Annotated in this window: 15 protein-coding genes and 1 tRNA gene; 6 read left to right on the forward strand and 10 right to left on the reverse strand. The window is 66.7% G+C overall.

Going from position 1 to position 12,981, the window contains the following annotated elements:
• Positions 1-26 precede the first annotated feature (26 nt).
• The 6 genes from N416_RS0115815 to N416_RS0115840 form a co-directional block, all read right to left on the reverse strand.
• Positions 27-257 carry a DUF2510 domain-containing protein gene (locus N416_RS0115815; RefSeq protein WP_024443075.1) on the reverse strand — a complete coding sequence of 77 codons (231 nt, stop codon included), beginning with the start codon at positions 255-257 and terminating at the stop codon, positions 27-29.
• Positions 254-1,201 carry a YafY family protein gene (locus N416_RS0115820; protein ID WP_024443076.1) on the reverse strand — a complete coding sequence of 316 codons (948 nt, stop codon included), beginning with the start codon at positions 1,199-1,201 and terminating at the stop codon, positions 254-256. The genes N416_RS0115815 and N416_RS0115820 overlap by 4 nt, the downstream gene beginning before the upstream one ends.
• Positions 1,198-2,193, reverse strand: a complete 996-nt coding sequence (locus tag N416_RS0115825; RefSeq protein ID WP_024443077.1) for a YafY family protein — start codon at positions 2,191-2,193, stop codon at positions 1,198-1,200. The genes N416_RS0115820 and N416_RS0115825 overlap by 4 nt, the downstream gene beginning before the upstream one ends.
• A gap of 37 nt (positions 2,194-2,230) precedes the next feature.
• Entirely contained in the window at positions 2,231-2,722 is a 492-nt protein-coding gene (locus tag N416_RS0115830; protein ID WP_024443078.1) for a hypothetical protein, read from the reverse strand.
• 10 nt (positions 2,723-2,732) lie between these two features.
• Positions 2,733-4,091, reverse strand: coding sequence for a Pup--protein ligase (gene pafA / locus N416_RS0115835; RefSeq protein ID WP_024443079.1), 1,359 nt, complete (start codon positions 4,089-4,091; stop codon positions 2,733-2,735).
• 61 nt (positions 4,092-4,152) lie between these two features.
• On the reverse strand, positions 4,153-4,776 hold the full coding sequence (locus N416_RS0115840; protein WP_024443080.1) for an ANTAR domain-containing response regulator: 624 nt from the start codon (positions 4,774-4,776) through the stop codon (positions 4,153-4,155).
• 80 nt (positions 4,777-4,856) lie between these two features.
• Between N416_RS0115840 and N416_RS0115845 the strand changes: the two genes are divergently transcribed.
• Positions 4,857-4,933 (forward strand) — tRNA-Leu (locus N416_RS0115845).
• Positions 4,934-5,140: 207 nt separating this feature from the next.
• The gene (locus tag N416_RS22210) at positions 5,141-5,704 is read left to right on the forward strand and encodes a hypothetical protein (protein ID WP_155943390.1); all 564 of its coding nucleotides are present in this window, start codon (positions 5,141-5,143) and stop codon (positions 5,702-5,704) included.
• Between the two features lie 7 nt (positions 5,705-5,711).
• Here N416_RS22210 and N416_RS0115855 read toward each other — a convergent pair whose 3' ends face one another.
• Positions 5,712-6,038: a YnfA family protein gene (locus N416_RS0115855; protein WP_024443082.1), complete on the reverse strand. Its 327-nt coding sequence runs from the start codon at positions 6,036-6,038 to the stop codon at positions 5,712-5,714.
• Positions 6,039-6,115: 77 nt separating this feature from the next.
• Between N416_RS0115855 and N416_RS0115860 the strand changes: the two genes are divergently transcribed.
• The 4 genes from N416_RS0115860 to N416_RS0115875 all read left to right on the forward strand — a co-directional run bounded on the left by N416_RS0115860 (position 6,116) and on the right by N416_RS0115875 (position 10,103).
• Complete coding sequence (locus tag N416_RS0115860; protein ID WP_024443083.1) at positions 6,116-7,426, forward strand: adenylate/guanylate cyclase domain-containing protein; 1,311 nt, start codon at positions 6,116-6,118, stop codon at positions 7,424-7,426.
• A 121-nt stretch (positions 7,427-7,547) separates the two neighbouring features.
• On the forward strand, positions 7,548-8,801 hold the full coding sequence (locus N416_RS0115865) for an alpha/beta hydrolase (RefSeq protein ID WP_081654604.1): 1,254 nt from the start codon (positions 7,548-7,550) through the stop codon (positions 8,799-8,801).
• A 30-nt stretch (positions 8,802-8,831) separates the two neighbouring features.
• On the forward strand, positions 8,832-9,440 hold the full coding sequence (locus N416_RS0115870; protein ID WP_024443085.1) for an HdeD family acid-resistance protein: 609 nt from the start codon (positions 8,832-8,834) through the stop codon (positions 9,438-9,440).
• A 99-nt stretch (positions 9,441-9,539) separates the two neighbouring features.
• Positions 9,540-10,103, forward strand: a complete 564-nt coding sequence (locus N416_RS0115875) for a DUF4190 domain-containing protein (RefSeq protein WP_036458242.1) — start codon at positions 9,540-9,542, stop codon at positions 10,101-10,103.
• 52 nt (positions 10,104-10,155) lie between these two features.
• Here the strand turns inward: N416_RS0115875 and N416_RS0115880 are convergent, their stop codons facing one another.
• The 3 genes from N416_RS0115880 to N416_RS0115890 all read right to left on the reverse strand — a co-directional run bounded on the left by N416_RS0115880 (position 10,156) and on the right by N416_RS0115890 (position 12,939).
• Positions 10,156-11,034, reverse strand: coding sequence for an acyl-CoA thioesterase II (locus N416_RS0115880; protein WP_024443087.1), 879 nt, complete (start codon positions 11,032-11,034; stop codon positions 10,156-10,158).
• Positions 11,034-12,452 (reverse strand): pyruvate kinase, encoded by a 1,419-nt coding sequence (gene pyk, locus N416_RS0115885; protein ID WP_024443088.1) that lies wholly within the window; start codon positions 12,450-12,452, stop codon positions 11,034-11,036. Before pyk ends, N416_RS0115880 begins: the two co-directional genes overlap by 1 nt.
• Positions 12,453-12,543: 91 nt before the next feature.
• Complete coding sequence (locus tag N416_RS0115890; protein WP_024443089.1) at positions 12,544-12,939, reverse strand: NINE protein; 396 nt, start codon at positions 12,937-12,939, stop codon at positions 12,544-12,546.
• Positions 12,940-12,981 lie beyond the last annotated feature (42 nt).

Raw genomic sequence — 12,981 nt, forward strand, 5'->3', positions numbered from 1 at the left:
TCAACCCGGCGGTTCAGCCGGAGGCTCTAACCCGGTGGTGCATCCCGTGGCCGGGTGTCTTCCGTCCAGCTCTGGCCGTCGAAGTAGCGCAGCTGCGCAGCGTCAGCCGGATCGGGATACCAGTTCGGAACCACGGGCAGTTGCTCAGTGTGCGTCGCTCTGGCCTTGACCAGAAAAACGATGGCCACCACGATTCCTACCATCACGGCCAGGAAGACGAGGTCGGCCACCAGGGTTCCGGCGTTGTAGACCGTCACAGGCTGACCTCATACATCGCCAGTGCGGCGGTCGACGCGTCACGTAGCCCGGTGACGACCGATTCCGGTGCCTTGACCTGCACCTCATCGCCCATACCCAGCAGCAGCCGGATCAGCCACTCATCGGACGCGTAGGTCAGCCGGGCTTCGCGCCAGCCGTCGGCGAGCTCGCCGAGATCCTGCATCGGGTAGTACTCGAACATCCACGCCGCCGACGGCGCCACCCGCACGATGGCGACCGGCAGTGACGGGTCGGCGTCGAACAGCGAGGTGTCGGTTTCGGCCTGGCGCGCCGGCTCCGGCGGCGCCGACGGTTCGTCGAGCAAGCGGACCTCGTCAATGCGGTCGAACCGGAACAACCGCACCCCCTCGGAGTCGCGGCACCACGCCTCCAGATAACTGTGTGCGCCGATCAACACCACCCGGATCGGGTCCACGATCCGATGCGACACGCTGTCCCGCGACGCCGCGTAGTAGTCGATCGCCAACGCTCGGTGTTGCTGGACGCCGTCGCGGACCACGTCGGCGGCCGAGGCGTCGTGCGTGACCGAGACGGGCGCCGCTGGTGCTGCGGCGCCGGCGGCCTCCTCGATCTTGGCGATCGCACTGCGGGCGGCCCGCGGGTCGACGATCCCGGGCATGTCGACCAGGGTGCGCAACGCCATGAGCATGACCGTGGCCTCACGCGACGTCAGCCGCAACGGCCGATCGACACCGGCGGATTCGAACACGTCCAGGCGATCTTCATAGAACGTCACGTCGATCAGGTCGCCGGGCCCGTAACCGGGCAGGCCACACATCACCAGCTGCTGCAGGTCGCTCTGCAGCTGGCTGAGGCTCACGCCGAGTTCGGCGGCGGCCTGTTTCTTGCTGATCCCGGGGCGAGCTTTCAGATACGGCACCATGTTCAGCAGCCGGACCAGGCGTTTCGACAGCTGGGTCACACCGGCACCTCCCCCACGCGCGCGCTCAGTCGCGCCACCACATCGTCGCGCAGCGACGGCGGGTCCAAGACGATGGCGTCGGCCCCGTAGCCGGCGATCTCCCGGGCCAGCCGGTCATGGGTCCCTATATCGACGCCGATGATGTCGCCGTCGCGGCCGGCGAGGGCCTGGCGGGCGAGTACGGTGCCGGCCCGGCGCAGCGCCACGGCACGGCCATCGGCGACCCAGATGCGTGCCTGCAGCCCGCTGGGTGCATCGCCGACCGCCTCGGCGACGATCGCGCGCAGGTCGGCGTTGTCGGGCCGGGTGACGGCGCCGGTGGGCCCGATCGGCCGAACCTCCGGACCGATCCGCGACAGCCGGAAGGTGCGTATCGCGTTGCGGTCGCGATCGTGGCCGACCACATACCAGCGGCCGGTGTGGGTGACCACTCCCCACGGCTCGAGGGTGCGGGTGACATACGGCTCGACCGGTGAGGGCCGGTGCTCGAACTGCACAGCCTGCCCGTTCTGGACGGCGTCCATCAGCGCGCCCAGCGCCGGCTCGGCCCGGTGTATACCCGGGAGCGCTGCGGGTGTCGCCACCAGCACGTCGGCCTGCCTCGGGTCCACCTCGACACCGGCGGCATGCAGTTTGGCGACGGCACCTTCGGCGTTGGCGCGCAACTCCGGTGACTGCCACAGCTGAACCGCGACCGCCACTGCGGCGGCCTCGTCGCGGGTCAGGTCGATGGTCGGCAGGGCGTAGGCATCGGGGTTGATCCGGTAGCCGTCCACCGTCTCGAAGGCCGACACTTTGCCGGTCTCCAGCGGAATGCCCAGGTCACGCAGCTCGTTCTTGTCCCGCTCGAACATTCGGGAGAACGCCTCGTCGCTGGGGTTGTCGCCGTAGCCCTGCACGGTGGCTCGGATCCTCTCGGCGGTCAGGTAGCTGCGGGTAGCCAGCAACGCGATGACGAGATTGAGGAGTCGCTCGACTTTCGCGGTCGCCATGACAAGACAGGATAAGGGCTCGCGGCGTGGTGGTTGTTCAGATGTGGATCGCCGGCGTGCATGCCATGCCCGGGAAGTCCCAGGTGCTGCATTGGTAGTCCGAGAATTCGGGGTCTTCGGCGCGCGGCTGGCCGGGGAGATCGGTGCGTGCCGTCATCTTCGCGCCGTACACGCCCGGGTACAGCGGCATCAACCGGTCGTCGTTGGGAAACGCCACCGAGAAGCTGTCGCCGGTGTGCACCGCAAGGGTCTCGGCGTAGGTGAGGGTGTGCGACGGGCCGGCCAGCTCCAACGGCGCTCCGGACGCCGTCAGGTGCATCTGCAGGGTCAGCGGCGTGCCGGGAAGATCGGTCCGGCAATCGCTGACGTCGACCCGGCTGCCCATGTAGTCGGCACCATTGACCGAGTAGACGAACGGCTTGGCCACGCTGAACTGGCAGATGACGACGCCGCCGGCGTGCGCGGCCGGTGACCCGGCCAGCGCGATGCCCAGCGGGATGAGGGCGGCCAGGCCGCTGAGCCGAGTCATCACCGGTTCGCTACATGCTGGCGATCAGGCGCTTGACCCGCTCGTCGACCGACCGGAACGGGTCCTTGCACAACACGGTGCGCTGGGCCTGGTCGTTGAGCTTGAGGTGCACCCAGTCGACGGTGAAATCGCGTCCGGCTGCCTGGGCGGCACTGATGAATTCGCCCCGGAGCTTGGCGCGGGTCGTCTGCGGCGGGGTGTCGATCGCCTCGTCGACTTCCTCGTCGGTGGTGATGCGGGTGGCCAATCCCTTGCGCTGCAGTAGATCGAACACTCCGCGCCCGCGCTTGATGTCGTGATAGGCCAGGTCCAACTGGGCGATCTTGGGATCGGACAGCTCCATGTTGTAGCGATCCTGGTAGCGCTGGAACAGCTTTCGCTTGATCACCCAATCGATCTCAGTGTCCACCTTGGCGAAGTCCTGGGTTTCCACAGCGTCAAGCTGGCGGCCCCACAAATCGATGACCTGCTCGAGCTGGGGGTTGCTGGCTCGGGTCTGCACGTACTCCACGGCCCGCCCGTAGTACTCACGCTGGATGTCCAGGGCACCGGCTTGGCGTCCGCCGGCCAGCCGCACCGGCCGCCGGCCGGTGACATCGTGGCTGACTTCGCGGATCGCCCGGATCGGGTTGTCCAACGAGAAGTCCCGGAAGGGCACCCCGGCCTCGATCATCTCCAGCACCAGGGCCGCGCTGCCCACCTTGAGCAGCGTCGAGGTCTCGGACATGTTGGAGTCGCCGACGATGACGTGCAGCCGCCGGTACTTCTCGGCGTCGGCGTGCGGCTCGTCTCGGGTGTTGATGATCGGCCGCGACCGAGTGGTGGCGCTCGAGACGCCTTCCCAGATGTGCTCGGCACGCTGGGACAGGCAGAACGTGGCAGCCTTGGGGGTCTGCAGCACCTTGCCGGCGCCGCAGATCAGCTGACGAGTCACCAGGAACGGCAGCAGCACGTCGGAGATCCGGGAGAACTCCCCGGCCCGCACGATCAGGTAGTTCTCGTGGCAGCCGTAGGAGTTGCCGGCCGAATCGGTGTTGTTCTTGAACAGGTAGATGTCGCCGCCGATGCCCTCATCGGCCAGCCGCTGCTCGGCGTCGATCAGCAGGTCTTCGAGGACGCGTTCACCGGCCCGGTCGTGGGTGACCAGCTGAATGAGGTTGTCGCACTCGGCGGTGGCGTATTCGGGATGGCTGCCGACATCCAGGTACAGCCGAGCTCCGTTGCGCAGGAACACATTCGAGCTACGTCCCCAAGACACCACCCGGCGGAACAGATAGCGCGCCACCTCGTCGGGCGACAACCTCCGATGGCCGTGGAAGGTGCAGGTGACACCGAACTCCGTCTCAATGCCCATGATTCTGCGCTGCACGTCATCGAGCGTACTTGCTGAACCAACCCGACGGGGCTCAGCGAGGTTGGTGGCGTGACTATCAGGCCGGTGGGTTGACCGGGGCCTCGACGTTTTCCAGCACCACTTCGGCGACCTGGCGCATGGTGGTCCGCTTATCCATCGCCGCGCGCTGAATCCACTTGAAGGCCTCGGGTTCGGTGAAGCCGTGTGCGGTCTGCAGCACGCCCTTGGCCCGCTCGACGAGCTTGCGGGTTTCCAGCTGGTCGGAGAGGTTGCTGACCTCGCGCTCCAAGGCGGTGATCTCCTCGGCCCGACTGAGCGCCAGTTCGATGGCCGGGACCAGGTCACCGGCGGTGAACGGCTTGACCAGGTAAGCCATTGCCCCGGCGTCACGGGCGCGTTCGACCAGGTCGCGCTGGCTGAACGCGGTCAGGATGACGATCGGAGCGATCCGCTTGGCGGCGATCTCAGACGCCGCGTCGATGCCGTCGCGGCGCGGCATCTTCACATCCAGGATCACCAGGTCCGGGCGCAGCAGTTCGGCCAGCTCGACGGCCTCCTGCCCGTCGCCGGCCTCGCCCACCACCTCATAGCCCTCTTCGCGCAGCATCTCGGCGAGATCCAGCCGGATCAGCGCCTCATCCTCGGCGATCAGCACCCGCCGGGCTGGGCGTGGGCTGCTGTCGGACGTGGGCTCGGTCATCCCCCTATTCTGTCGTGGCTGCCGGCTGGGGCAACCCCGAGGGGCATCGTCTAAGGTAGGAAGCCGCGCGTCAGCGCTGGGCCCTCGTATCCCAACTGGCAGAGGAAACGGATTCAAAACCCGTGCAGTGTGAGTTCGAATCTCACCGAGGGCACCACCAACGTCACGTAAAATGCCGCTGGCCGAAGGCTTATCGGACCAGCGCAACCGCGTACCTGGAGTTGCTGTAACGCGCAATGTGCCGCGGACGGCTTCGTGCCAACCGGCGAGCCGACGAGTCTCAAGCGAATCGTCATTGTCGCCCCCCACCGACACCGCCGAACTTAGACTCGGGCACGCCGGGACTGGCAGCCGAGGAGGGCCCTTGAGGAAATCCGTGCTGGGTGTGCTGGTGGTGCTGCTGGGCGTGTCGGTCGGCTTTCTCTTGTGGATCTCGAACCACGCGCACGACGCCAAGTACGTGCAGGCCAAGACTCGCGGGCAATACGACGACGCGTCATCCGGCCATGACGGCGGCATCGGCGGCAATCTCCTGCAACGCGACCCACTGCAGGAGATTGCTCGCGAGCCCAGCTACGACGACTGCGAATCGTGCAACTTGCCCTTTGTCCCGTTTTTCGGGACGCGGGCCGGGATCAACTGCGAAATAAATTACCGGCGCGGGGAACTGCCCGATGCGGCCTACTGCATGTCGGTGAATCCGCCGCAGCACGTATCGATGGACAGCGACGGGGAGTTGTCGATGTGCAGTGACAGCGTCAACTGTTTGTCCAATCCCCCGTTCGATCAACCGATTCTTCCGTTCGGCCAGAGCGCGGCTGCCGGACCGTTCACCTGTCAATCGGAAGCCGCCGGGGTGACCTGCACCGTCGAGTCATCCGGACGTGGCTTCGTGATCTCAAGTTCGGGTATCGAAGCCGTCGGGTGACGCTGCGTCAACGCGGCGAGTACATGATCACGCCCACCCCGATCAGACAGATCAGCGCCCCCACGATGTCAGCACGGTCGGGCCGGAAGCCGTCGAACGCCATCCCCCAGGCCAGCGAGCCGGCGACGAACACCCCGCCATAGGCGGCCAGGATCCGGCCGAACTGGGCATCGGGCTGCAAGGTGGCCACGAAGCCATAGAACCCCAGGGCGATCACCCCGGCACCGGCCCACAGCAGGCCGCGGTGCTCCCGCACCCCCTGCCACACCAGCCAGGCCCCGCCGATCTCGGCGACGGCAGCCAACACGAACAGCGCGACGGAACGCACAACCATGAGCGCCGACCCTAGACTCACGCTCCCGACCTGGTGAAACCGCCAACGGCCCAGCTCAGCGGATTAGGCTGTCGCTTGTGTCCGTCAAGCGGTTCCTCGCGGTGCCGGCCGAGGCTTCCAGCCCCTACCGGCGCACACACTGCATACCGGCCCGCACCCGCCATTACACGGCGCGGGTGTCGCAGCGGCTGCGGATCCTCAAGCTGGCTGCCGGGCTGGCCGCGCTCATCAGCGCGGGCTGGGGAATGCTGGAGATCTGGGTTGATCCCGCCTACTGGTGGATCGGCGCGATCAATCTCGTCGCCGCCGCCGGGCTGGTCCTGACACCGCTGCTCTACCGCTACGGCGAGCTTCTCGCGCCCCTGACCTTCGTGGCCATTGCCTACTCGACGACCGCCGTCGTCTGCTGGATGGTGGGCACCGGCTCGGGGATCCAGTTCTATTTTCTGGCCTCGGCGTCGATCAGCGTGCTGATTCTGGGCGTGGACCGGATCAAACTGGCAGCCGTGGTGGCCGGCATCGGTGCGGGGCTGACCATCGCCCTGCAGTTCCTGGTCCCCGCCGACAACGTCCACCAACCGGAGTGGCTGCACAACCTGTCCTACGTGCTGGTGGTCGTGTCGGCCTGCTTCATGGTGGTCGCCACGGTCTGGTTCGCGCTGCGCGAGATCTCTCACGCCGAAGCGGCGATGGAGGCCGAGTACGAACGGTCCGAAGCGCTGCTGGCCAACATTTTGCCCACCGCGGTCGCCGAGCGACTGAAAAACCCGGCGGTGGACGTGATCGCCGACAGCTACCCCGACGCCTCGGTGCTGTTCGCCGACATCGCCGACTTCACCCGACGGGCCAGCCAGACCGACCCGGGCCAGCTGGTCGGGTTCCTCAACGAGCTCTACAGCGACTTGGACCGGCTCGTCGATCAGCACGGCCTGGAGAAGATCAAGACCAGCGGCGACTCCTACATGGTGGTCAGCGGCGTTCCGGACCCGAGACCCGATCACCTGCACGCGCTGGCGCGGCTGGCGCTCGACATCGCCGCGACCATCGCCGACCTGCGCGATCCGCTGGGCCGGCCGGTGTCGCTGCGGATCGGTTTGGCCACCGGCCCGGTGGTGGCCGGAGTCGTCGGCCACCGCCGGTTCTTCTACGACGTGTGGGGTGACGCGGTGAACCTGGCCTCGCGGATGGAGTCAACCGGCGCCCCGAACCGCATCCAGGTGCCGCAACCGGTCTATGAACGACTCAAAGAGGACTTCGTGTTCGAGGAGCGCGGCGACGTCGACGTCAAGGGCAAGGGCGTCATGCGCACCTGGTTTCTGGTTGACGCCCGTACCCCGGCCTCGCGCGGTCCGGCGCCCCGATCGCTGTCGGCGACCTCAGCGGGCTGATCCGGTGGTTCAGCGAGCCTCGACGCAGGAGAGGCGAAGCTGGGACCACCGCATAAACGGGTGGTTCGGCCGATTTCGGTAGGGTGCCGAATCAGGTCGTCCCACAACGCTGAGGAGCGCAATGCGAAGGCTTTTGGCCGTGCTCGGTTCGCTGGCCGGTCTGGCCAGCACCACGAACGGGTATCGCCCGCTGACCAAGCGCGGCTATCCGTCGCTGTACGCGTTCGCCTTCGGCTTGTTCGCCTCGGAGCTGCCGTTGCAGCTCATCGCCGGACATTCCGCGGCGTTGGCGGCGGTGAGTCGGCGGTTGTCGCCGCGGGCTCGGCGGACCAGCTGGCTGCTGTCGGCGCTCTCCTGGCTGGGCTTAGTGGGGCTGAACTATGCCGGCCGTACCGCCAATAGACCGTTGACCGCGGCGCTGGACGCCGAACTCGGTGCGGGACGACGCACCGAAAGCCGGGATTTGTGGAAGCGGCCGGGGTCGGACGCGGAAATCGCCAAGGCACCCGGCGTGGTGCGCATGATGCGGGTCTACCGGGACTACGCCTCCGACTCCGACATCCCCTACGGCGAGTACGGCGGCCGCAACACGCTCGATGTGTGGCGGCATCGCGACCTGCCTCGTGATGGTCGCGCGCCGGTACTGCTGCAGATTCCCGGTGGTGCCTGGATGGTGGGAAGTAAACGCGGACAAGCACATCCGCTGATGGCCCACCTGGTCGAACGCGGTTGGGTGTGTGTGTCGATCAACTACCGGCTGAGCCCCCGCTCCACTTGGCCTGACCACATCATCGACGTCAAGCGGGCCTTGGCGTGGACCAAAGCCCACATCGCCGACTACGGCGGCGACCCGGACTGGGTCGCGGTGACCGGGGGCTCCGCAGGTGGTCACCTCTGCGCTCTAACCGCTCTGACCGCAAACGATCCGCGTTTCCAACCGGGTTTCGCCGACGCCGATACCAGCGTGCGGGCGGCGGTCCCGTTCTACGGCATCTACGACTTCACCGGCGAGACTGGATTGCACCCGCTGCTGACCCCGGCATTGGGGGCCTACGTGTTCAAGCAGAGCCGGCGGCGCTTCCCCGATACCTACCGCGACGCCTCCCCGATGACGTATCTATCTGCTGATGCGCCACCGTTTTTCGTGCTGCACGGAACCAATGATTCGCTGGTGCCGGTGGAGCAGGGCCGAGCATTTGCCGAGCGGCTACGGGAAGTCAGCACGAGCCCGGTCGTCTATGCCGAGTTGCCTTTGGCCCAACACGCTTTCGACATTTTCGGCTCGCCCCGGGCCGCGCACACGGCGGTAGCCGTCGAGCAGTTCCTCGCCGAGGCTTATGCGAGGCAGACCACGCAGGTCATCTCGGGCCGCTGAGGCGGCCAATGCCCGGCCGGAACGCCACATCTGTGCCAGACTTCGACCATGGAAACATCGCTTTCGCGCCTGCTGCCGAATCTGTGGAAGTCGACACTGGTTTCTGGTGTCTTGGCCCTCGTCTTGGGCGTGCTGATCTTGGTCTGGCCGGGCCGGACCATCATCGCTGCCGCTGTGCTGCTCGGTGTGTATCTGGTGGTCACCGGAATCGCGCAGTTGATCTTCGCGTTCAGCCTGCCCGTCATGTCCGCCGGCGGACGCGTGTTGCTGTTCCTCAGCGGCACCGCGTCGGTGATTCTGGCGGTCCTGTGTTTCCGGCACTTCAACTCCGACGAAGAAGCACTGGCGGTGCTGCTGCTGGCCATCTGGATCGCGGTCGGCTTCATCTTCCGTGGGGTGGCGACTGCCGTGGCAGCCATCAGCGACCCGGCGCTGCCGGGCCGGGGTTGGCAGATCTTCACGGGCGTGGTCAGTCTGCTGGCCGGTCTGGTGACGCTGGCGTCACCATTCGCGTCACTATGGGTGCTGGCGGTGGTCGTCGGCAGCTGGCTCATCGTCATCGGCATTGTCGAGGTCGTCACCGCACTCAAGATTCGGAGCGCTTCACACAAGGTCGGTACTACGCTGCAGGCCGGGTAGCGGCGACAGGCGACCCGCGGCCTGATTGCCCCGTCGCGGGTACCCTTGAATTCTGACCTGTTTGATACCTGCGTGAAGCTCTGATCTGGAGTCTGCTCAATGCCCGAGTCCGGCATGCCCTCGCTGTCGCCTGAGTCTCAGCAATCCTGGCCGTCGCCCGGTCCCAGCTACCCTCCGCCGCCGGGCTACCCGTATCCGCCGGTGCCCGGGCAGTACCTCGGCTATCCCCCCGCGGCGGTACCGCCGGTGCTCAAGAACGGGGCGGGCATCGCGGCCCTGATCGTTGCGATCGCCGGGATCGTGACCGCGTTGTCGGTGATCGGTGGGGTGGGACTGGGCTTGGCGGCTGTCGTGCTCGGACTGATCGGCCGTGGCCGGGCCAAGCGGCGGGAGGCTGACAACGGCGGCGTCGCACTCGCCGGGATCATTTTGGGTGCGCTGGCGGTGATCGCCGGCATCGGCTGCATCTTCGTATATGTCGGCATCTGGCGGACCGCCGGCGCCGGCGACTATGTGGCGTGCATGAGCAAGGCCGGTTCGGACACCGACGCCCAGCAGCAGTGCACCGAACGATTCCGGGAGCACTTCGAGAACACCTTCGGCAGCGGCGCCGACGCGCCCATGGTGCAGGAGGAATCGGACTCCGCGCTGATGCCGGCCTAGCGGGAACTGCTAGCGCGGCGAAGCCGGGCGACGCAGGTTCGCGCCATGGGAACTAGCGCTTAGTGCTGGGGAAGTACTTCAGCACGCCTTCTTGCGTGACGGTGGCCAGCAGTTGCCCGGATCGGTCGAAGAAGTGTCCGGTGCCCAACCCCCGGGAGTCGGCTGCCACCGGTGACGACGTCGCATACAGCACCCAGTCGTCGAACCGGATCGGCCGGTGAAACCACAGCGTGTGGTTGGCGCTGGCCGCAAAGATCCGGTCGTAGCCCCAGGACAGCCCATGGGTGGTGATGATCGAGTCGAGCACCGTGGTGTCCGACGAATAGACCAACATCGCGGTGTGCAGGACCGGGTCGTCGGGGATCGTCCCGTCGGCCTTGACCCAGACCCGGTTGTGGCTCAGTCGTCCACCCTTGTCGCGCATCACCCAGGCTGGATCGTTGGTGTAGCGCCACTCGATCGGGTGCGGGGCCTTGACGAAGCCAGGGACCACTTCCTCGTAGCCGTTGAGCAGTTCGCGTAACCGCGGCAACGACTCGGGCCCGGCGACCGTGGGCGCCTCGACGCTGTGCTCCAGCCCGCTACCTCCAGAGAGGTAGGAGACCATCGACGTGGCGATCAAGGTGTCACCTTGCAGCGCGTCGACCCGGCGATTGGCGAACCGGCGTTCGTCGCGGAGTCGGTGCACCCGGAATTCTATGTCGCGGGCCGGATCACCACCGTTGATGAAGTGGACTGACAACGCACCGGGCGGCAGGTGCTCGGCGACGGTACGGCTGGCGGCCACGAATGACTGGGCCATCAATTGACCGCCGAAGGTGCGTAGCGGCGTCTTGCTCGGGTGCGATCCGACGAAGGCGTCGTCGCCGACACTTTTGAGATCCAGTACGGTCAGCAGTTCCTCGAGATCCGTGTTCGGCTCGGCCGGCACTAGATGTCGTCCTCCCCGAGTCGGTGCACGTGGATCATGTTGGTGGAGCCCTCGGTTCCCGGTGGGGCGCCCGCGACGATGACCATCAGATCACCGCGCTCGTAACGACCCAGATCGAGCAGTGCCTTGTCCACCTGGCGGATCATTCCGTCGGTGGTGTGTGCCTGCGGGACGATGAAGGTCTCGGTTCCCCAGGTCATCGCCAACTGACTGCGAATCTCGGGGCGCGCGGTGAACGCCAACAACGGCAGCGGCGTGTGCAACCGGGCCAGCCGTCGTACGGTGTCACCCGATTGGGTGAACGCCACCAATGCCTTGGCGTCCAGGCGTTCACCGATCTCGCGTGCGGCGAACGAGATCACGCCCCGCTTGGTGCGCGGAGCGTGCGTCAACGGCGGTGCCGCCGTGGAGTTCTGCTCCACCGCACAGATGATCCGGCTCATGGTGCGCACGGCAGCGAGAGCGTGCTTGCCCACGGCGGTCTCCCCCGACAGCATCACTGCGTCAGCGCCGTCGAGTACGGCGTTGGCCACGTCGGAGGCCTCCGCTCGAGTGGGCCGGAAGTTCTCGATCATCGATTCCAGCATCTGGGTGGCCACGATCACCGGACGCGCGTTCTCGCGTGCCACCTGGATGACCCGCTTCTGCACCAGCGGCACCTCTTCGAGCGCCAGTTCCACGCCCAGGTCACCGCGGGCCACCATGACGGCGTCGAAGGCCAGGACCACGGCCTCGAGATTCTCGATGGCCTCCGGCTTCTCCATCTTGGCGACCACCGGGACGCGACGGCCGACCCGGTCCATCACCTCGTGCACCAGTTCCACGTCCGACGGCGAGCGCACGAACGACAGCGCCACGATGTCGACGCCGAGCTCCAGCGCGAACTCCAGGTCCTCGATGTCCTTCTCCGACAGCGCCGGCGCGGAGACCTTCATGCCGGGCAGCGAAATGCCCTTGTGGTTGCTGACCGGACCGCCTTCGGTGACCGTGCAGACCACGTCATCGCCGTCGATGTGCTCCACCACCAGTCCGACCTTGCCGTCGTCGACCAGCACCCGGTCACCCGGAGCTGCATCAGCGGCCAGCTTCTTGTAGGTGGTCGACACCCGGTCGTGGTCGCCGGGGCAGTCTTCGACGGTGATCCGCACGGTCTCACCGTTGGCCCAATAGACGGGGCCGTCGGCGAAACGCCCCAACCGGATCTTGGGGCCCTGCAGGTCGGCCAGCACACCGACTGCCCGCCCGGTGGCATCCGAAGCAGCGCGCACCCACTCGTAGGAAGCCTGGTGGTCTTTGTGATCGCCGTGGCTGAAGTTCAGGCGGGCCACGTCCATGCCCGCGTCGACGAGTGCCCGGACCATCTCCGCGGAGTGGGTCACGGGACCAAGAGTGCAGACGATCTTTCCGCGTCTATTCACGGCACCAGCATAGTCGGACCGGCTGAGCCGACTCCCTCAGGAATGGTTGCGGCCAACGAAAATCCTTGTGACGCAGGGGTGCGGCGGTGGTTCAGCTGCCATCGCGCAGCGGTCGACCCTGCTTGTCGTCCACCCGCCCGCTCAGCATCAGGATCGCGTCGACGATGCCCCAGACGAGCGGCACGACGAGGCCCAACCCGTAGGTCGTGATGGTGGCCAACACACCGATCAACAGCTGGACCAGGCCCAGCCCGGTTTGGCCCAGATATATGCGTCCGAACCCGAGAAAGCCGAAGAACCCCAGCAACTGCAACAGTGCGGCGGTGACTTTCGACTTCGGCGAATAGGGCTGGCCCGTCCTGGGATGACGTCCGTAGGGCGCCCATGCGTCCGCGTAGCCCGGATACGGCACGGGGTAGCCCGGCGGTGGCGGGTAGGGCTGTCCCCCGCCCTGCGGCCCCGGTGGGGGCCACGAGGGAACGGTCATCTGTTCAGCATGCCAGAAATGCCGGATGCGGCGGTGGGCCCG

Origin of the sequence: Mycobacterium sp. UM_WGJ (assembly GCF_000455125.1) — a bacterium.
In the GTDB taxonomy this organism is placed as follows: Bacteria; Actinomycetota; Actinomycetes; order Mycobacteriales; family Mycobacteriaceae; genus Mycobacterium.